The sequence below is a fragment of the Oligoflexia bacterium genome, from assembly GCA_034439615.1.
Lineage (GTDB): Bacteria > Bdellovibrionota > Bdellovibrionia > JABDDW01 > JABDDW01 > JAWXAT01.
In genome coordinates this window covers 1-19,320 of record JAWXAT010000016.1, presented here as the reverse complement: position 1 = coordinate 19,320, position 19,320 = coordinate 1, and the positions used below count along the sequence as shown (strand labels likewise).

Genomic DNA, 19,320 nt, shown 5'->3' with positions numbered 1-19,320 from the left:
TCTAGTCGCAAACAAAACAATACCAAGATGGAGAGAGAAGTCTTTAGACCCGTGGTCTAGCATCAACTCAAAACCTTCAGAATCACTTTCCAGGAAACTGCCGCCGATGTACCCAATTTCCACAGATAGAAATTTGTGGTTTAGCAGCTTGGCTCGATTCTGAGTGACAAAAAACGGCTTCATTTCAAAGGCATAATTGCTTCAAATCATGTTAATTGGCCCTCGGCTGAGCACACCGTTTGCTAATTGTAATGGCAAGAGAGAGGGATTTATGAATTCTAACTTTAAAACCACATTAATTTTTTCAGCCCTGATTTGGCTAACAGCGTGCCCACAACCCAAAAAATCAGCACCTGATGGAATCACTCGTGCTGGTGGATTACTCAATGATCAAGCAGGCACAGAGCCCCCCCAGTTACCCGCACAAACTGCTCCATCAATAGACACATCAATTAACGTTCCAGTTACCTCTGATGCCGCGGCGAAAGAATTTCCGACAGACACTGAAGTAGAAGAAGCTTCTGCTGATAAAAAACGGACAACTGCTAAACAAACGACAAAGCCAAAAGAAGTTCTCACTCAGCGTCAGATGCAAATCAAGGCTGCAAATACTGCTTCGAATCACAGTAAATGTGAAGTGCTCAGTGAAATCGAAACACGATTGATTAATGACCCTGGTTTACATGAGGCTGAAAAAACAAGGCTCGTAAATACTATACTCGTGAGTCTTGGCGGAGCTGCTTGCCCACAGATTGTTACTGATCTTAAGAATAATTATAAAAATGATCCCGTAGCAGACTTAATTAATCTTCGTTCAAAGCAGCTCAATAAGCTAAATGCTAAAAAATTAGTTTCGTTGGTTCGTGAAATGTCAGTTGCTGATATTCCCATGCAATTGCGCGCTGAAGATGTCTGGAGTCAGGCCAAAGATGATCTCAAAGTTATAAAAACAGACAAGGGCGTAAGCATCGAAGGTACAATTAAACACGGAGATAAAAGTGTTCGCATTATTTCACAATTTCCACAGAACACACAAATTCCTCAGAGTCCTAAAAAAGATGATGTATTAAAACTGCTGCAAGATCAAAATCAAACAATGTCATTTAGTGGCCTTGAAGGTACAACTCCAGTTGTCATGAACACTGATCCCCAAACAACGATCACAAAGGCATCAGAAATTCTACAGGCAGTAGAAAAGAAAGTGAGCACCCAAAAAACAGAAGCAAAACAAACACCCACCTCAACACAAATTAAAAAATGGGCTTTTGATACTTTAAAAACAGACATGGCCGTAATTCATGAGTGCGACAATAACGGGTTTACAGCTTCTACACTTGATAGAATCGAAGATCAGCAAAAAGGCTCTGAGTTAAAAATAACAGGGTTAAAACTTACCGAAGATATTATAAATGAAGAACTTAAAGGTAAAACTCTACTTGAAATTGCAAAATCAGCAATTGAACCAAGCAGTAACCAAAAAGTAGTTGATCAAAATTTTTGGCATTTTTCAGCCAAATCAGACGACGCGATTAAATTTAAATCGGTTTTAAAAGTCGTTGATGCTGAAACAAAAACTCCTAGAATTCTAATTGAATATTCAGCTTATAATTATGATCATAAAATTTGGAAAAAGAAAACAGAGCCCGCTATCTATTATGAAATAGATTCAAAATATGATTCCCCTCGCAACACACTTAAAGCTTTTTATTTTATTCTTGATCCCACTTCAGCACATTGGCTCAAAGATAGAATCAACCGCATTACTTCGTGTGTAGAAAAATCTTCAATCAGCACAGCTGGTGCATCACGTGATTCAATTTTATCGTACATTTTATACAAGGTGCACGAACCCGAAATGCAAATTTTAGTAAAGGAAAAATAGAAACAATATTTCTTTGTTAAGCCTTGGTCACGGCCTCGTTCCATTTTTTTATACGCATCTGCCTTACTTTATTACTTATCTCAGGTTTAAATTCGCGGTCTTTTTGCCATACTTTTTTAACCTCATCATACGACTTCCAAATACCTACACCTAAACCCGCCATGAACGCTGCTCCCAGAGCTGTAGTTTCAATGACCTGGGGTCTAACACAAGTAATGCCTAAATAATCAGCCTGAAGTTGCATCAATAAATTATTGGCAACAGCACCGCCATCGACCTTCATATTTTTTAATTTTTTCTTTAGATCTTTTTGCATGGCGAATAATAAATCTGCATTTTGTAAGGCCATGCCCTCTAAAGTTGCACGGGCAAGATGTGATGAATTAGATCCACGTGTAAGGCCCGTGATCACACCTCTTGCTTCAGGATCCCAGTGAGGAGCTCCAAGTCCTGTCAATGCAGGCACAAATTGAACACCGCCCGTGTCTTCAACCAAACGAGCGAGCGCTTCAATCTCACCACTTGATTTTATAATTTTAAGGCCATCGCGTAACCATTGAACGGCAGCGCCACAAATAAAAGCTGAGCCTTCAAGCGCATAGGTAACCTTACCCTTCCATTGCCAAGCCACGGTCGTGAGACACCCTGATTTTGAAGCCACAGGTTTATTCCCGGTATTTAAAAGTAAAAAACTCCCAGTACCGAAAGTACATTTTGCTTCACCCACTTCAAAACATGCTTGACCAAAAAGTGCTGATTGTTGATCACCCGCAATTCCACTGATGGGAATTCCATCGCGAAGACCGGTGATTCCTTTTGTGTAACCAAAAATACCAATAGATGGTTTGATTTCTGGAAGCACGCTCATCTCCACACCTAAAATTTTGCAGAGATCTTTGTCCCAAGTTAATGTTTTGAGATCCATTAAAAGTGTACGGGAGGCATTTGAAACATCAGTGGCGTGAACAACACCATTTGTAAGGCGCGAAAGTAAAAAAGTATCTATTGTTCCAAAAGACACATTTCCATTTTGAGCAGATTTTCTGGCACCTGAAACATTATCTAGTAACCAACGAATTTTGGTTCCTGAAAAATAGGGGTCCAAAACCAACCCTGTTTTAGCGCGAAATTTTTTCTCAAAACCCTTTTTCTTAAGGCTCAAACAAAAATCAGCAGTTCTGCGATCTTGCCAAACAATGGCGTTATGAAGTGGATTAAATGTTTTTTTATCCCAAAGCAATGTTGTCTCGCGCTGATTAGTAATGCCGATAGCCGCAATGTCGCCATCTGAAATATGCGCTTGTTCAATGGCTTTTCTTACAACATCTAAAACAGAGTCCCAAATATCTTCAGGGTCATGCTCAACCCACCCAGGTTTCGGATATATTTGCTTGTACTCTTGATTAACTTTCGCTACCGCTTTACCTGAGGAATCAAGTATAACCGCAGTACTTCCGGTGGTTCCTTGATCGATGGCTAAGACATACGATGACATGGGGCTTCTCCTTAAGTTTTGATACATGGGGTTTTACCCATTAGGATAAAAGAGTGAAAGCATTTTTCGAGAAAAAAAGTAAAATATTTGATCTCAAAACCATGGATCGCGATGCTCTGCTCTACAAAGTCATGCCACGTTTTATTTTAGAAATCATTCGAAAATATTTTCGCCTTGAAGTTGAAGGCCTTGAAAACATTCCTAAACGTGGCCGCGGGCTTATTATACCTAACCATTCTGGCTACTCAGGATTTGATGCTTTTATGCTCGGAAATGAAATTCGAAATCACACTGGTCGCATAGCTCGAATTTTAGCCCATCACCTATGGTTTATTCATAAATCTACGACCATTCCACTTGAGAAAATGGGAATTACCGAAGCCACCATGAACAATGGGCTTGAGCTGTTAAAGAAAAATAATCTCATTATTTTATTCCCTGAAGGAGAATACGGAAACTTCAAACCCACCCGTAAAAGATATCGCCTTCAAGAATTCAAAAGAGGCTTTGTGCGTATGGCAATCATGACAAAATCGCCAATAATTCCAACACTTGTCATTGGAGCCGAAGAGACACACATTAATTTAAGCCAGTTAAAATTTACCAAATATTTAATTGGGACTGTCCTGCCTTTACCCTTAAATATCATTCCTTTACCTGCTAAATGGAAAATAAAGTTTCTCGAACCCATCACTTTAGATTATCCTATTTCAGCAGCTGAGGATCGGGCCCTAGTGCACAAGATCAGCCAGCAAGTGCGTGAAAGGATTCAATTCCAAATTGATTTGGAGTTGAAAAGTAGAAGTTATATTTACCTGAGGTAACAGACCTCAAAAACAAGGATGTTTTTTGAATCATCTCAAAACAAGGAAGTTTTGGATTTTTGCAGTTATTTTTACAGTCTCATTCACTGCAATCAGCGTGCTTTTTTATTCAAACGAAAATTCTCCAAAAGACCCCAACGCTCCCAAAGGTTATAGTGGTGTTGTCACAAATCACACACTAAAAACACTTCCCGTACAAAACAATCGAGTCCCTTCTGGACAACAACCTTCTGATTTATCGAAAGTTAAAAAAATAAATCCATTTAAAGATCTCTCAGCACTTGAGAAAAAATTCAAATCTAAATTTCAATTAGATATTTCCCCCGCAGGAAAACCCTTTCGTCTTTCTGGAAAATTTAATATTGAAAAACTTGAAGGTGAATCAGACTCAGAAACTCTGAGTCGATTACTCAACCAAGTTAGCAGTATTATGAATATCGATAGCCCCGAACAACTTAAAAACTCACAAGTACAAACTGCAAGTCTTGGCACCATTACTAATTTTGAACAAATCTATGAAGACATTCCAATTGATGGTGCTCAAGTGCGCGTTCATCAAGACAGTAAGGGCAATGTATTTATGATTAACAGCACATACATTTCAAATGTGACGAATGTAAATACAAGTTATCAAGTGACTGCCGAAGAAGCACAACGCATTGCCACTCAACATGCACAAAGCCTTGATCCGCAAGCGCGCACACCCACACTTTCAATACCTTCAAAAGTGATTTATCAATTTAGACAATCGCCAAATCACATTGAAAGTTGTTGGAAGATAAACGTGAATCAGCCATGGCTTGGGGCCGCTCATGGTTCGGCAAGTTATTTCATAAATGCCCATCGTGCAGATGTGAATGATACCTCGACCTTTGACCGGGTTGAAAACTCAATTCAATAATTTTAAATCCCCTCAAAATTGTGCAAAATTTTATCACTATCAAAAATTAGTCATTTACTTGAAACATTAATTTGCTAACCTATTGATTCCCTGAAACGCAGTCTGGCTGCGATTTTGCTATGAAAGGTGGGTGTGGGGATCAATCATAATTTTTTAATCGTAAGTACATTGCTATCTATTTTTTTAACTCTCGGATGTCAGAGTAATCCCAATTACGCACGCAATCTGGTTGATTCTTCAAACAAGACAGATAATCCCTCAACGGGTGGTTCAAAACCAGGCACATCGCCATCACCGATTCCAACCCCAGGTGCTTCACCCGGTGCTTCACCCGGTGCTTCACCAGGAACAACTCCCGTATCATCGCCAGCACCCTCACCCACTACTGGCAACAACGCCAAAGTTTTCATGAAGAGTCCTTCATTTGGATTACCTAATCCCATTGGCTATAGTTTTGGAACAAGTGGAAACACCACAACGGTTTCACCATCGAGTGCCATTAATTTTGATCAGTACCTGATAAACGTAAATGTATCAGGAACTCAAAATAATTTTTTGCAAAATGCTGATATTAGAGTTCTCACCGATTATCTAAATAGCAGCGGCCAATTTGCGACATCTACATTTGCCCGTGCGCGCCCCGATGCTCAAGGCAATTGGATTTACTCAAGTGTGAATGATTCGAATCACCGCTTGGGTCAGCTCATGGCATATTACTGGATTGATAATTTAAAAATGACCGCCAATAATACTTTGCCCAATAGCTGGCATGTCACCGGTAAAAACGTTGGTGTGTATTCAATGTGCTACGACGCAAATGGAAGTTTTTCAAAAAATCAAGGTCTCGGTGTTAATGCATTTTGGACAGGAAAAATCGCAAACTTTGCATGCATGAGTTATGTCGGGCCGTTTGAATCTGCATTTGATGCATCTGTGTATGACCATGAAATGGGCCATGCCAATGTTGACTATGGTACTAACGGACAAATTACCCAGGGTAACTATGCTATTAGTTGTAGCTTTAGCTCTGGCGCTTCATGTTGCCCTTCGGCCTCTGGATGTGCTGGAGCCATTAACGAAGGCCAAGCCGATGTGCATTCACAAATTGTTTTTAACTCAGGTATTGTCGGTGAATTTTTCTTAAATAATAGAACTGGTCTTACAGGTCGCGATGCAGAATTAAATCAAAATCTTACTGCACAAACAATGTTTAATGGAACAGCCGTGAACCCCGCCAATAACCGCACTTATGGTCAAGCGGGCCAAGAAATTCACTACATGGGTGGAGTTTGGGGCACAGCTTGGTGGACTCTCAGACAAAACTTGGGCGCTGCTATTAGTGATAAAATATTTTTTGCTCATATTGAACTTCTCACAGGTAATGACACTTTTAAAACTGCGCTCAATGCCATCTTATCAGCTGATCAAACTTTGGTAACAAACGGTGTATTCACAACAAATCATCGCAGCCAAATCTTAGCCGCATTTCAGCAACACGGAATCACACCACCGTAATTCAAAAAAAACGGCTGAGCATTTAAGAATCAGTCAGGTTTATCAGGATAATCTGCACCGATAGCATTTATTAGCTTTCCCCATACTTGGCGAATTCCCTTGGGTTCATCGACAGTTCCGATCAAATTTGTCATGATGATGCTCCCCAAAGTAAGGGCCACGGTAAGAAGGAGTACGTATTCTAAAACAACTTGTCCCGATGCTTTTCTCAAGCTACTCTTAGGGCCTATGAATGAAACAGAAGACCAAGAAGAAGTCGTCTTAAGACAATCAGAAGGGCCTGTGGGAGACTCTAATCGCCCACAGAAACGCATAAATATTCCTTTTTGGGGAAAAGTCCTCATCATGTGCGCGATTGTCTTTTTTGCTAGCATTGGCTATCTCCGCTCCTCTCATTATCATGACGAAAATATTGCTGATATACAAGATGGCCCAACAGATGTTCCTGCGCCTGAGAAAAGAAAAGTGGTTCCAGACATTCTTATGGTCGCAAGTCCAGGTAACACCAAACGCCTAAGTGATTTTAAAGGAAAAGTCGTACTGCTTTCATTTTGGGCTAGCTGGTGCACACCTTGTTTGATTGAACTGCCAACCTTTATTGACCTCCATGAAAAACTCGCATCCAAAGGTCTTGTGATTATTCCACTCAATGTTGACGAACCTGATACCGCCTCAAAGTTTGTTCCAGATTTTTGGAAAGCCAGGAAATTTCCGTTTGCGACGTTTTATGATCCAACTCATTCAGAATCAGAAAAATTTAATATTGAATCACTGCCCAGTAATTTTGTACTCGATAAACAAGGAAGACTTGTTGCCCAAGGTTATGGTGCTAATGACTGGGGCAGCGAAGCCAGTGTGAAGTTTATAGAACAGCTGTTGACCGAGTAAGTTTTAGGTACGTGAAACCACACTTTGACGAGACCAAAACATCATCGATGCTTTAAATCCCACGCGCGCTAAAAGATATCCCGCTAACACATCCCAAAGATAATGCTGCTTTACTGTGAGTGTTGAAATTGCAATGACGATGGCCCACAGGAGCAAAAAACTTCCAAGACGTGGCTTATAGAGTTGTACAAAAAATGCTGTTAAAAAAGCGTAAACAACATGCAAAGAAGGCCAACAGTTTGATGGGCGATCAATTTGAAATGCAATTTGCAAAGGGAAGTTGAAAAAATTCGGCTCTGAAAGTGTTGGCCGTGGGTAAGTCGTTGGATGCATGAGAAAAACAATAAAACAAAGTGTAGATAAAACTAGAAAGCAAGTAAGCATGGCTTTTATATCACGATCTTTTGTCACCACAAAAGCAGCGATCAAAGGCACAAAATATACTGTGCAGTAAATCCAACCCGTCCATTCTAAAAATGGTATTTGCATGTCTAAAAATGTAAGTGGCAAAAACTGTGGAGGATTCAACGAATTATAATTAGTGATAATATAGCCAGCCATCACATAAAAATAGGTCAACGGATATGCGATGAGCCTATTTATTTTAGTATAGGCCATGCTTGAAACACATTTCTCACACGTTGACTAATGAGTTGCAAACGATCATTAGATGAAATCTCAGGAGAGTTGTCGCCTTGAATTCCCATAATCAAATGATCTCCAAATTGCTCGGCAGCAAGATCATCATCTTTTTCAAAAACTTCAGAATAAGAAATCTTAGTTGGATAAAGCATCAAATACATATTTGGAATATCTAACGGAAGCGAATCAAGCTTCATACCCGTTTGCATCAATGTCTCTTGTATATTGAAATAGATTCTCAAAGCCTCTGATTCTTGACGATCAGCAAAATAAATTCTTAATGGACCGTCAATGATTGCGGTATTAAAATCAGTTGTGAAAAAACGGGATTGTGTGACCATCTGAGCCGCAGGCGGCTGAGTCTCAATCGCTTCCATGGATTTGTCCCCTCTCCCTTGAAGTAAAATCTTAGATGTTTGTCTTAGTCTCAGCTTAGAAATATTCTTAATTGAAAAGCAAATCATTTTATTTGCTTGATCAAATTCTAACACTCTTAATTTAAGAGTAAAAGGATCCATTGGTGAAAACTTTGAGATTTCTTTGCACCTGCCCGAACTCGTAAAACACCTTTGCAACACTGTTTGACTCAAGCATTATAAAATCAGCATCATAACCCTTTAATAGTGCTCCCTTTTTTTCAGCTAGACCTAAGGCGTAGGCACCATTGAGCGTAAGTGCTGTAATTATTTCTTCTGTCTTCATGTGCATTTGAAGTGCAGCAAGCACGGCCACTAAAGAAATATCTTGGGTTGGAGAAGTACCTGGGTTGAAATCTGTGGCCAAGGCTACGCGTGCACCGCTATCAAGAAGCCTTCTTGCTGGAGCATAGGCGGCTTTTAGAAAAAATGCTGTAGTGGGTAAAAGTGTGGCAGTCACTTCACTTTTTGAAAGTAGCTCAATTTCTTTTTGCGAAATCTGAAGCAAATGATCAGCCGATAGCGCATTAAACTTACAAGCCGTTTGTGTGCCACCTGTAAGTTTGAGTTCATCGGCATGAAGCTTTATACGTATTTTATACTTCTGTGCTTGAGTTAAAAGTACTTCAGCATCTTCTTTGTCAAAATAACCTTCATCTAAAAACATATCGAGGTAATCACAATACTTTTTTAGCTTGGGGAGCCACTTTGTTGCTACGAGCTTTGTGTATTCTGTTTTTTTGCCTTTATATTCTGGTGGAACCGCATGGGCGGCTAAAAATGTGGCGACAATCGTTGCGGGTGTTGTTTTTTTAAGTTTATCGATTATTTTTAAGCATTTTTCTTCTGAATCAAAATCAAGACCGTAACCCGTTTTAATTTCAAAAGTGGTAACACCTTGACGTAAAAAAGTGTCCACTCGCTTTAAACTTATTTTTAATAAATCAGCTTGAGAAATTAAGCGTGTTGCCGTCATTGTTTTAACAATGCCGCCACCTGCGAGTGCTATTTCTTGGTAGGTGTGACCAGCAAGTCGCATTTCAAATTCTCGAGAACGATCGCCCGCAAAAACAAGATGGGTGTGACTGTCAACAAACCCGGGCATGACCAATTGCTTATTTGCGTTTATCTTTTTAGCTTTATTATATTTCTTTGGCAGATCACTTGATTTTCCGACCCACTCAACTTTGCATTTGCGCCCAATGCCATTGAGCACAAGACATGCGTCAGTGATGATACCAAGATCTTGAAATACAATATTACGGCCTTGTTTTTTAACTGCACCTTCAAGTGTGACAAGTTGACCGATATTATGAATGACGATCATGGAATTTGCACACCACGTTCACGAGCAACTTGCTGAGCCTTTGTGTATCCAGCATCTACATGTCGAATAATACCCATGCCTGGATCTGCCGTTAACACACGACGCAAGCGAAGTGCTGCTTCGACGGTTCCGTCAGCGACGATAACTTGCCCAGCATGAAGGCTATAACCCATACCAACACCACCACCTTGATGAAAGCTCACCCAAGTAGCGCCACAAGCCGTATTTAAAAGTGCATTAAGTATTGGCCAATCAGCGACAGCATCACTGCCATCAAGCATGCCCTCAGTTTCACGATTGGGGCTGGCAACACTTCCACAGTCAAGATGATCACGCCCAATAACAATCGGAGCTTTTACTAAACGTTTTTTAACTAGGTCATTAAACAAAAGCCCCGCTTTGTCGCGCTCACCATAACCAAGCCAACAAATTCTTGCGGGCAAACCTTGAAATTTAATGCGCTCTTGTGCCTTGTTGATCCAGTTATGAAGTTTTTTATTGTGAGGAAAAAGTTCTAACAACGCATCGTCAGTTACTTTAATATCGTTGGGATCACCCGATAGTGCCACCCATCTAAACGGGCCTTGGCCCTCACAAAAAAGCGGGCGAATATATTCAGGAACAAAACCTGGAATATCAAATGCCTTTTCACACCCTGCTTCTTTAGCCATGGCGCGAATGTTGTTCCCGTAATCAAAAGTTACAGCACCCATGCTTTTAAGTTTGAGCATACCTTCAACATGTTTTTTGATCGACGTCATTGCGAGTGCTAAATATTTTTTAGAATCAGATTTTCTTAATGCCGTTGCTGTGCCGTTTATTCCTGGCGTGTAACCCTCAGGAACATAGCCATTAAGCGGATCATGGGCACTTGTTTGATCAGTTAAGATATCTGGTACAACATTCATTTCGATAAGCTGATGAATGACTTCACTCATGTTTCCACAATACGCAACACTTCGAGCTTTGCCTTCTTTTGCATACTGCTTCACTCGCGCTACAGCTTCTTCTAAGGTGGGAGCTTCTTCATCGATATATGCTGATTGCAAACGTTTTTTAATTCTTTCTGGATCTACTTCAATACTTAGACTTGACGCCCCGGCAAATGCAGCAGCTAAAGGTTGAGCTCCACCCATGCCGCCTAACCCCGCTGTTAAAACCCAGCGATTTGAAAGATTATCATCAAAATGTTGTCGACCACATTCAGCAAAAGTTTCGTAAGTACCTTGAATGATTCCTTGTGAGCCAATATAAATCCATGAGCCAGCGGTCATTTGGCCATACATCATAAGACCTTTTTGATCGAGCTCGTTGAAATGTTCCCAATTAGCCCATTTGGGAACAAGATTACTATTTGCGAGTAAAACTCTTGGGGCGTCACGATGTGTTTTAAAAATGCCTACAGCTTTTCCACTTTGAATAAGTAAGGTCTCATCGTCTGAAAGGCTTTCTAAAGATTTTAATATTTTATCAAAACATTCCCAATTGCGAGCGGCTTTTCCCAGCCCTCCATAGACGATAAGTTCATTTGGCTTTTCTGCAACAGCTGGGTCTAAATTATTTTGAATCATTCTATAAGCAGCTTCTTGAAGCCAACCTTTGCAAGTGAGTGCAGAACCTGTTGGGGCTTTAACTTTTCGTGGGCCACTTACCATTCTAAATCTCCGGTGACATCTGTAACTGCTTTTAACAATTTTCCTGAACGGATTAATTCACGAATAGCCGTAATATCAATGTGAAATGTACGATCTTTAGAAGCATAGGGCACAACTTTTCGAATAGCGTTATACCCGCTTAAAACTCCAGCTGATGGTTTAAGTGGTTTTAAAAAATCAAGTCCTTGAGCCGCACACAGGAGCTCCATAGCGCAAACATTTTCAGCGTTGCGAACAATTTTGCCAAGTTTTCGAGCTGCAATTGTACCCATGCTCACGTGATCTTCTTTATCAGCTGATGTGGGAATACTATCAACACTAGCCGGGTGGCTTAATATTTTATTTTCGCTCACCAAGGAAGCTGCCGCAACTTGCACAATCATCATTCCAGAATTTAACCCACTATTTTCTGCTAAAAATGCTGGGAGCCCGCTCATGGCTGGGTTAATTAATTTTTCAATACGACATTCACTAATTGATGCAGTGGCGGCAACACTGATGCCTAAAAAATCTAAGGCGAACGCCACTGGTTCACCATGAAAATTGCCGCAGCTTAAAACTTTTTTCTTATCAGCAAAAACAAGTGGGTTATCAGTTGAACTATTAGATTCAACTTCTAATATGCCCGAAACATAGCGAAGTGTGTCTTTGGCAGCGCCATGAACTTGGGGCATGCACCTTAAAGAATATGCGTCTTGAACTCTGCCACAATCTTCATGACTCAGTGAAATTTTTGAATTTTTGCCCATGATTCTTAAAAGATTACGTGCAGTTTTTGCCTCACCGGGATGCGCCCGTGTCGCAGCGATTAAAGGATCAAAGGCTGATCTCGCACCTCTCATTGCCTCTAAAGACATGCTGCCCGCAAGATCAGTGAGCCAATTAAGTCGTCTGGCCTCATAAGTATTGAGTAACCCGACGGCTGTCATCACTTGGCAACCATTAATTAACGATAAGCCCTCTTTAGCTTGCAGCAATATCGGTTCGATGCGTGCTGCTTTTAATGCATTCGAAGTTTTCATACGTTTATTTTTATAAATAACTTCGCCTTCACCCATCAGTGCAAGTGCCACATGTGCAAGAGGTGCAAGATCACCACTTGCGCCAACACTTCCTTGACCAGGCACGACCGGCATAACGTTTTTATTTAAAAATTCTAAAAGTTTTTCAACCACATCAACACGCACACCACTATGACCTCGAGCTAAAGCATTTGCGCGCAAAAGTAAAATAGCCCTTGTTTCTTCAATTGTGAAAATTTCGCCAACACCCACTGAGTGTGAACGAATAAGATTTTTTTGTAGTTCGATTATTTGATCATTAGAAATAGAAACCGAGCTCAAAGCACCAAAGCCAGTGTTGACTCCGTAAACAGTTTTCCCTTTTTTAAGAAACTGCTCAATATAACGACGACTTTCGAGCATCTTTTTTTTACAGCTCGGGGCTAGCTCTACTTTTTCTTGGCCATATGCCACGAGCCACACGTTTTCAATGTTGAGATTTTCACCTGTAATTTTCATTTATGATTAACCTCTTAAAGACTCAATGGCTTTTTTATAATCGTCGGTTTTAAACACTGCATTTCCTGCAACAAAAACATTTGCTCCAGCAGCTCTTGCTTGTGGCGCCGTTGTAGCATTAATACCACCGTCTACTTCAATAAAGAGCTTGGGATTATTTTTATCAGCCCAAGCTTTAAGTGTTTTTACTTTTTCAAGCTGCTCGGGCATAAAGGCCTGACCACCCCAACCGGGATTAACCGTCATCACCAAAACAAGATCTACATGTTCAAGATATTTTATAATTTCATTTAAAGGAGTTCCCGGCCGCAAAGTAATTCCAGGTTTAGCACCAAAACTTCGAATATTTTTTAACACTTGAGTCGGATCTTTCGTGGCCTCTACATGAATTGTTAAATAATCAGCACCCGCTTTAACATAACGCTCAATACTTAATTCAGGGCGCTCAATCATCAAGTGAACATCAAGTGGACGACTCGCAACTTTTTTAATACACGCAATAACTGGGGGGCCAATTGTGAGATTATCGACAAAGTGACCGTCCATGACATCTACATGAACCCAATCAGCACCTGCGGCTTCAGCTTTTAAAATTTCTTCACCAAGACGTGCAAAATCGCAAGAGAGAATACTTGGGGCTATAAGTACATCAGCCGCCAAGGAAGTCTCCTTTTTTGAAAGGATAACCTTTAAGATAAGCAGATGCAGGCATACGCGCACGACTCTCGGGCTGCACCACTAAAACCATAAGTGAAGAACCTTCTCCGCATTGAACAACAAAATTTGTTTTATCAACACTGATGACCGAACCTGGTTTTTCTTTACTTTGATATTCAATAGGATTTGCTCTTAGAACTTTTAACTGCTTTGCATCCCGTGTTGTCCAGGTACCCGGCCAAGGTGTTAATGCATTGATCTGAGCACAAATATCTTTAGCTGTATTATTCCAGTCAATATGGCCTTGTTCTTTTGTGATCTTCGGAGCCAAAGTAACTTTTGTTTCATCTTGTGGTGTTGTTTTTAATTTTCCAGAGACGTAATCAGGTAAATAGCGACGAACTAAATCTGCACCACGTTTACTTAATTCTGTGTAGAGTATCGATGCATCCCAAGTTTCATCTAAAACGACTTGATGTTGGCCAATGATGTCTCCTGAATCAAGTTTTGTTGCGATTTTTTGAAGCGTCACACCTGTGACAGGATCTTGTTTTAAAAGCGCCCAAGCAATAGGGGCTGCTCCTCGCCAGCGAGGGAGAAGACTTGCGTGAACATTCACAGCGCCATGTTTAAAAATCGTCATAAATGCAGGATGCAAAATCTGCCCGTAAGCCACAACGACGGCAATATGGGCATCAAGCGCTTGAATTTGTTTTAATACCGATACGTCATTGATATTGGGAGGCAAAAGTATCGGAAACTTTTTTTGAAGCCTACTGAGTGTGTTGAGATGTGACTCAGCTAACTCTTGAACTCTTGATTTTTTAACTTCAAGATTACGACCTGAAGGTTTTGAAGGTTGGGTGACCACACCACAAACTTCGTATTGATCATGTTCTGACAATAGATAATCTAATGTCGGACAAGCAAACTCTGGTGTACCTAAAAAAACGACTTTAATTTTCATTGGCCCTTACAAAATATGCTGTTTTTGATCTGCACTATCGGGGTAACCATGCTTTTTGATTTTCGACTTAATCAAAGCGCGTTTTACCGTGCTTAAGCGATCAATAAAAAGTTTTCCGTCAAGATGGTCTATTTCATGCTGAATACATATTGAAAGCAAGCCATCAGTTTTAATGTGGATTTTTTTATTCTGAGAATCAAGTGCTTCGACTTCCACATAATTAGCGCGCCGCACTGTCTCGACAAAACCCGGTACAGAAAGACACCCCTCATCAAAAGTTGCACTTCCTTCACTTAATAATATTACCGGATTAAATAGTCTCAAAGGAAAACTCACCTGTTTTTCAAGCTCAGTCATATCTGTGTAATCAGCCCGGCCGTTTTCATCGCGCATGCGCGAATCAATAACAATGAGTCTAATTGATTCTCCCACTTGAGGAGCCGCAAGCCCAATACCGGGGGCAGCATACATTGTCTCAAGCATGTCTTCTGCTAGCTTCACTAATTCAGGAGTTACTTCAGTGACAGGCTTTGCGACCTGTTTGAGAACGTCATCTGGATATGTTTTGATTCCCAAAATCGCCACAGAAGCACCTTTCAAGTTGACTGTAACTCACTACAATATTTGATTATTTTTTAAGGCGCAAGAGAAAGAAAACGGCCATTGAGAGCATCACGGCATTTGGTGTCCAAGCTGCTAAAAACGCATTCACAGTACCGTTTCTACCAAGGCTTAAACCTATAGAAACAAGCGTCCAGTACATAAAAACAAAGCCAAAACAGAGTCCAATGCTCAGAGCAAAACTTCCGCTTTTATCTTTAGAAACACTAAATGGTATTCCTAAAAACGCCATTACAAAACTCACAAAGGCAAAGGCAAATTTTCCGTGATAAGCGACTTCATAGCGAGTGGTATCAAGGGCTGCATCTTTATTCTTTTTAATATATCGCCTCAGTTCTCCCACCGTCATGAGATCACTGTTGGCATCAATACCTTGAATATCTGTAGGCTTTTCATCAAGAGTAATGGTTTTTTCTTTAAACGTCTGAGTGAGCGGAAAACTTGAGTCATCCAAAAAAAGTGTGACCGAACCGTTTTGTAAAATCCAGTTAGAGCCCTGAAAATGCCCTTCTGCTGCGACGATAACTTGCGTGAGTTGCCAATCAGGATTGAAATAATAAATTGTTAAACCTTGAACAAGATTTTTTTCAGGATTCAAAGTTTTGATATTGTAGATGAGATCTTTACTGCGATACCAAATTTTATTCACCTTAACGGTATAGTAAAACCAAGGTTGTTTTTTAATTTCGACAAAGTAGATGTAATTTCTCAGTTTCGTAAATGATGGAATGAGCTTATCGCTTACGAAAAAACTCCCAATGGCGATGAGTAAGGTCATGACCAAAATCGGTGCTGCGGCGCGCGCAAGACTTAAACCTGAACTAAAAAGGGCCACCAGTTCATTATTGCGACTCATCACACTAATCGTGAATATCGTTGCCATGAGGCAACTCACAGGTGTCATGCGGTATATAATCATCGGAAGATTATAGAGATAGTAACGCCAGATGGTGGTGCTATCGCCCTTTAGCTGCCAAACGGTCGATAGCATATCAACGACTAGAAATAGCGTTGAAAATACTATGAGCGCGGCGGCAAAGTACTTTAAAAACTCCTTTGATATGTAACGATCGATGATTGATAACACACATTTAGACTAAAGCACCTTGACACTTCGAGCAACTCAATCTAACCAATTAAGTAGGGTTAAAACGCATAGTTGTTAAGAATTTTAATGAATTTTTTTGCCAAGGATCAAAGAGGCCTATGCCCTTAAAAGTTCTGTTAGCAGACGATAGTGCTGCTATCAAAAAGGTCGTTCAACTTTCTCTCCAAGATTTTGGAGTAGAATTGCGTTCTGTCGGATCTGGCAAAGATGTGATGGATGTGGCTCGTAGTTTTAAGCCGGATATCGCATTTGTTGACGTACTGCTTCCTCATAAAACCGGTTACGAGATCGCAACTGAAATCAAAAGTGACGCAAGCTTAAAAAAAACTCCGGTTATTATGCTTTGGAGCTCATTTATGGCATTTGATGATGCCAAGTTCAAAGCCTCTGGAGCAGAAGACAAATTAGAAAAGCCTTTTGAAGTTTCAGGCCTTCGCTCACTCATCACAAAATACGTTCAAAAATCTCAAACTAATCCTATCGCTAAGCATCTTGATTTTCCGGCTCTAGATTTTGCAATGCCCGCACAAACAACACAGACAAATTCAGCAATACCAAAACCTGAACAACCGGTGGGATGGAACATGGATTCGTTTGATGACATTTCAGCATTTATGAAAGAAACCCAACCAGACAAAACTTCAACACCGATAACTTCTGAACCTATGAGCAGCGAAATGCCCGCGGCCCCTGACAATACTATTTGGTCTGGTGATAACGAGTGGGTTAGAAAAGATTTAGGTAAATTTCAAGTTCCCATTCCCGATGAAGGCCAAGAAGAAAACACAGTGGCGTTTCAATACAGCGAATCAGCTATTTCAAATTCTGATTTTCTTTTAAAGCCATCAGCCACTCCAGCACATAGCGAACCAGTTGAGCTCAATACACCACCAGCTGAACCGATCACACCTACACCCAAGACACCTTCGAAAACGGGTGTTACAGAAATCGGCTCACCCTTACATGCGCAATTTGAATCATCGCACACACAAGTTGATCCAAAAACATTGGTAAATATGGATGAGCTTCGAGCAGAGACTAGAAAAATAATTGAACAAGTTGTTTGGAAAGTAGTCCCAGAAATTGCCACAAATATTATTCGCGAAGAACTTAAACGGCTTTTGAACGAAGAATCGAAGTGATTGATATAAACACTATTGTTAAACAAGCACTCCAAGAAGACATGCCCTCAGGTGATATCACCACCGATAGTTTGGGGTTTGAAAATAAATCAGGTAAAGCAAAACTTCTAGCCAAACAAGATCTCACACTTTCAGGGTGCACACTCTTTGATGCTACTTTTAAGCTCTTAGATTCCAAAACCGAAATTAAATGGCATTTTAAAGATGGCGATCGCGTAACGCGAGGGCAAAACATCTGTGAACTTTCAGGAAAATTATCTGTATTACTAAAAGGTGAGCGTACGGCACTTAATTTTTTAGGCCATCTCTCAGGCATTGCGACTTTGACATCTCTGTTTGTTGAGAAAACAAAGGGCACACGATGTAAAATCACTGATACCCGCAAAACAACACCCGGTTTTCGTAACTTAGAGAAAAATGCTGTTTTACATGGTGGGGGCAGTAATCATCGCATGAATCTTTCTGACGGTATTTTGATCAAAGAAAATCATATTCGAGCCGCCGGAAGTATTCTTGAGTGTGTAAAACTCACACGTTCTCAGCATCCAAAGATGCCCGTAGAGGTCGAAGTAACCAATCTTGATGAAATTAATGAAGCCCTTAGCTGCAATACAGAGCGCATTTTACTCGATAATATGAATAACGAGCTCACAGAGAAGGCCGTTAAACTTATCGCTGGAAAAAGTATTATTGAAGCAAGTGGCAACATGACTCTTGACCGAATCGAATCTGTGGCTAAACTAGGGGTTGATTTCATCAGTGTTGGTCAAATCACCCATTCAGCGCCAAATGCTGATGTAAGTTTACTTTTTGAAAGGTAATTATGAACGAACTTCCATTTGATTTATCAGAAACAGCGGCCCGTCTTTGCAAACGTCCCAACTTTGGTTGGAATTATGTGGGTCTTGAAACTGTCGATAGCACACAAACATATTCAAAAACACATACTGATGATTTCACAAAGCCCACTTTGATTGTTGCAAAACATCAAGCCGAGGGTCGTGGACGCGGAACAAACACATGGGAAGACGACGGGCACGGCAAAAGTTTTCTCTCAACATGGTTTATGGAACTTTACGGTGAAGGTGCTGACCCACGATGGACTCTTGGCATTGGTTTGTATCTTTATGAATCTTTGAGCGAAGCATTTAAATTTGTACGATTTAGCCTCAAAGCTCCTAATGATATTTATATTGGTGATAAAAAAGTGGGCGGCGTTATTGCTGAGCACACCCAAGAGGGCGATGTTCACTATTTACATATTGGTGTTGGTCTTAATATTTTCTCCTATCCAACTCAACATGCTGCGACGGCAACGCATCTCAATGCCTATACAGGGTCTGATCAACTAAGCTCTGACACATGGGCTCAGTTTTTAGATTACTTTGGAACACGTCTTGTTCATTTAGAAAAGCGCGCTGCTGGGCAAGAAGAAGCATGGCTTAAAAAACTTTCTCCTCGATTAGTTTCTGCCCTTAATCGTCACCCCGCATATCAAGAAAACCCCGTGAAGCTTGTAGAAGGAAATGGGTCTCTTGTTCTTGAGCGCGGTAAGATCAACTGGCAAGAACTTTGACATTTAGATAATTAAATCATTTATTATCAGCTACTTAGCCCAACGTTCGTTTGGGCTTTTTTCTTTTCCATTGCCGAATAGGGGCACCGCTTTCATGAGCAACTCACTTCTTTAGTCGTTAAAAGCTAGACCAAGGTATGGCACACCGGTTGCTCTAGTAAGTGGTGTACACATTACCCCCTGG

General features: G+C 40.6%; 21 protein-coding genes. 8 read left to right on the top strand and 13 right to left on the bottom strand.

Annotated features, from left to right (window positions below; translation table 11 throughout):
• The coding region (locus SGI74_04295; GenBank protein ID MDZ4676710.1) for a hypothetical protein at positions 1-183 on the bottom strand (183 nt) is incomplete at its 3' end.
• 88 nt (positions 184-271) lie between these two features.
• Here SGI74_04295 and SGI74_04290 point away from each other — a divergent pair.
• A complete protein-coding gene (locus SGI74_04290) occupies positions 272-1,882 on the top strand; it encodes a hypothetical protein (protein ID MDZ4676709.1) in 1,611 nt (536 codons plus the stop codon).
• Positions 1,883-1,898: 16 nt separating this feature from the next.
• Here SGI74_04290 and glpK read toward each other — a convergent pair whose 3' ends face one another.
• Positions 1,899-3,377, bottom strand: a complete 1,479-nt coding sequence (glpK, locus tag SGI74_04285) for a glycerol kinase GlpK (protein MDZ4676708.1) — start codon at positions 3,375-3,377, stop codon at positions 1,899-1,901.
• A gap of 53 nt (positions 3,378-3,430) precedes the next feature.
• On the opposite strand from glpK, the gene SGI74_04280 reads away from it, so the two are divergent.
• Both SGI74_04280 and SGI74_04275 read left to right on the top strand, forming a co-directional pair.
• A complete protein-coding gene (locus SGI74_04280; GenBank protein ID MDZ4676707.1) occupies positions 3,431-4,201 on the top strand; it encodes a lysophospholipid acyltransferase family protein in 771 nt (256 codons plus the stop codon).
• A 25-nt stretch (positions 4,202-4,226) separates the two neighbouring features.
• Positions 4,227-5,102: a hypothetical protein gene (locus SGI74_04275; protein ID MDZ4676706.1), complete on the top strand. Its 876-nt coding sequence runs from the start codon at positions 4,227-4,229 to the stop codon at positions 5,100-5,102.
• A gap of 212 nt (positions 5,103-5,314) precedes the next feature.
• On the opposite strand, the gene SGI74_04270 is transcribed toward SGI74_04275, so the two are convergent.
• Entirely contained in the window at positions 5,315-5,512 is a 198-nt protein-coding gene (locus tag SGI74_04270) for a hypothetical protein (GenBank protein ID MDZ4676705.1), read from the bottom strand.
• On the opposite strand from SGI74_04270, the gene SGI74_04265 reads away from it, so the two are divergent.
• Complete coding sequence (locus tag SGI74_04265; GenBank protein MDZ4676704.1) at positions 5,511-6,617, top strand: hypothetical protein; 1,107 nt, start codon at positions 5,511-5,513, stop codon at positions 6,615-6,617. The two genes, SGI74_04270 and SGI74_04265, sit on opposite strands and share 2 nt — an antisense overlap.
• Positions 6,618-6,646: 29 nt before the next feature.
• Here the strand turns inward: SGI74_04265 and SGI74_04260 are convergent, their stop codons facing one another.
• A complete protein-coding gene (locus SGI74_04260) occupies positions 6,647-6,829 on the bottom strand; it encodes a hypothetical protein (protein MDZ4676703.1) in 183 nt (60 codons plus the stop codon).
• Positions 6,830-6,845: 16 nt separating this feature from the next.
• Between SGI74_04260 and SGI74_04255 the strand changes: the two genes are divergently transcribed.
• Positions 6,846-7,505: a TlpA disulfide reductase family protein gene (locus tag SGI74_04255; protein ID MDZ4676702.1), complete on the top strand. Its 660-nt coding sequence runs from the start codon at positions 6,846-6,848 to the stop codon at positions 7,503-7,505.
• A 3-nt stretch (positions 7,506-7,508) separates the two neighbouring features.
• On the opposite strand, the gene SGI74_04250 is transcribed toward SGI74_04255, so the two are convergent.
• The 9 genes from SGI74_04250 to lptG all read right to left on the bottom strand — a co-directional run bounded on the left by SGI74_04250 (position 7,509) and on the right by lptG (position 16,397).
• Positions 7,509-8,123, bottom strand: coding sequence for a phosphatase PAP2 family protein (locus SGI74_04250; protein ID MDZ4676701.1), 615 nt, complete (start codon positions 8,121-8,123; stop codon positions 7,509-7,511).
• The gene (locus SGI74_04245) at positions 8,105-8,524 is read right to left on the bottom strand and encodes a hypothetical protein (GenBank protein MDZ4676700.1); all 420 of its coding nucleotides are present in this window, start codon (positions 8,522-8,524) and stop codon (positions 8,105-8,107) included. The genes SGI74_04250 and SGI74_04245 overlap by 19 nt, the downstream gene beginning before the upstream one ends.
• Before the next feature lie 121 nt (positions 8,525-8,645).
• Positions 8,646-9,890: an imidazolonepropionase gene (hutI, locus tag SGI74_04240; protein ID MDZ4676699.1), complete on the bottom strand. Its 1,245-nt coding sequence runs from the start codon at positions 9,888-9,890 to the stop codon at positions 8,646-8,648.
• On the bottom strand, positions 9,887-11,545 hold the full coding sequence (gene hutU / locus SGI74_04235) for a urocanate hydratase (GenBank protein MDZ4676698.1): 1,659 nt from the start codon (positions 11,543-11,545) through the stop codon (positions 9,887-9,889). The genes hutI and hutU overlap by 4 nt, the downstream gene beginning before the upstream one ends.
• A complete protein-coding gene (gene hutH, locus SGI74_04230) occupies positions 11,539-13,065 on the bottom strand; it encodes a histidine ammonia-lyase (protein MDZ4676697.1) in 1,527 nt (508 codons plus the stop codon). Before hutH ends, hutU begins: the two co-directional genes overlap by 7 nt.
• A gap of 6 nt (positions 13,066-13,071) precedes the next feature.
• Entirely contained in the window at positions 13,072-13,725 is a 654-nt protein-coding gene (gene rpe, locus SGI74_04225; protein ID MDZ4676696.1) for a ribulose-phosphate 3-epimerase, read from the bottom strand.
• Entirely contained in the window at positions 13,715-14,689 is a 975-nt protein-coding gene (fmt, locus tag SGI74_04220; protein MDZ4676695.1) for a methionyl-tRNA formyltransferase, read from the bottom strand. The genes rpe and fmt overlap by 11 nt, the downstream gene beginning before the upstream one ends.
• Before the next feature lie 6 nt (positions 14,690-14,695).
• Entirely contained in the window at positions 14,696-15,289 is a 594-nt protein-coding gene (def, locus tag SGI74_04215) for a peptide deformylase (GenBank protein ID MDZ4676694.1), read from the bottom strand.
• A gap of 28 nt (positions 15,290-15,317) precedes the next feature.
• Entirely contained in the window at positions 15,318-16,397 is a 1,080-nt protein-coding gene (gene lptG, locus SGI74_04210; protein ID MDZ4676693.1) for an LPS export ABC transporter permease LptG, read from the bottom strand.
• A gap of 119 nt (positions 16,398-16,516) precedes the next feature.
• Between lptG and SGI74_04205 the strand changes: the two genes are divergently transcribed.
• Genes SGI74_04205 through SGI74_04195 form a run of 3 tightly spaced genes read left to right on the top strand, consistent with a single transcriptional unit; the run spans position 16,517 to position 19,136 of the window.
• Positions 16,517-17,560 (top strand): response regulator, encoded by a 1,044-nt coding sequence (locus SGI74_04205; protein MDZ4676692.1) that lies wholly within the window; start codon positions 16,517-16,519, stop codon positions 17,558-17,560.
• Positions 17,557-18,381, top strand: a complete 825-nt coding sequence (nadC, locus tag SGI74_04200) for a carboxylating nicotinate-nucleotide diphosphorylase (protein ID MDZ4676691.1) — start codon at positions 17,557-17,559, stop codon at positions 18,379-18,381. The genes SGI74_04205 and nadC overlap by 4 nt, the downstream gene beginning before the upstream one ends.
• A gap of 2 nt (positions 18,382-18,383) precedes the next feature.
• Positions 18,384-19,136, top strand: a complete 753-nt coding sequence (locus SGI74_04195; GenBank protein MDZ4676690.1) for a biotin--[acetyl-CoA-carboxylase] ligase — start codon at positions 18,384-18,386, stop codon at positions 19,134-19,136.
• Positions 19,137-19,320 lie beyond the last annotated feature (184 nt).

Excerpts from the sequence above, each read along its gene's own strand:
- SGI74_04290 (MDZ4676709.1), top strand. The coding sequence starts at position 272 with ATGAATTCTAACTTTAAAACCACATTAATTTTTTCAGCCCTGATTTGG.
- glpK (MDZ4676708.1), bottom strand. The coding sequence starts at position 3,377 with ATGTCATCGTATGTCTTAGCCATCGATCAAGGAACCACCGGAAGTACT.
- SGI74_04265 (MDZ4676704.1), top strand. The coding sequence starts at position 5,511 with ATGAAGAGTCCTTCATTTGGATTACCTAATCCCATTGGCTATAGTTTT.
- SGI74_04270 (MDZ4676705.1), bottom strand. The coding sequence starts at position 5,512 with ATGAAAACTTTGGCGTTGTTGCCAGTAGTGGGTGAGGGTGCTGGCGAT.
- SGI74_04255 (MDZ4676702.1), top strand. The coding sequence starts at position 6,846 with ATGAATGAAACAGAAGACCAAGAAGAAGTCGTCTTAAGACAATCAGAA.
- SGI74_04250 (MDZ4676701.1), bottom strand. The coding sequence starts at position 8,123 with ATGGCCTATACTAAAATAAATAGGCTCATCGCATATCCGTTGACCTAT.
- SGI74_04245 (MDZ4676700.1), bottom strand. The coding sequence starts at position 8,524 with ATGGAAGCGATTGAGACTCAGCCGCCTGCGGCTCAGATGGTCACACAA.
- hutI (MDZ4676699.1), bottom strand. The coding sequence starts at position 9,890 with ATGATCGTCATTCATAATATCGGTCAACTTGTCACACTTGAAGGTGCA.
- hutU (MDZ4676698.1), bottom strand. The coding sequence starts at position 11,545 with ATGGTAAGTGGCCCACGAAAAGTTAAAGCCCCAACAGGTTCTGCACTC.
- hutH (MDZ4676697.1), bottom strand. The coding sequence starts at position 13,065 with ATGAAAATTACAGGTGAAAATCTCAACATTGAAAACGTGTGGCTCGTG.
- fmt (MDZ4676695.1), bottom strand. The coding sequence starts at position 14,689 with ATGAAAATTAAAGTCGTTTTTTTAGGTACACCAGAGTTTGCTTGTCCG.
- SGI74_04205 (MDZ4676692.1), top strand. The coding sequence starts at position 16,517 with ATGCCCTTAAAAGTTCTGTTAGCAGACGATAGTGCTGCTATCAAAAAG.
- SGI74_04195 (MDZ4676690.1), top strand. The coding sequence starts at position 18,384 with ATGAACGAACTTCCATTTGATTTATCAGAAACAGCGGCCCGTCTTTGC.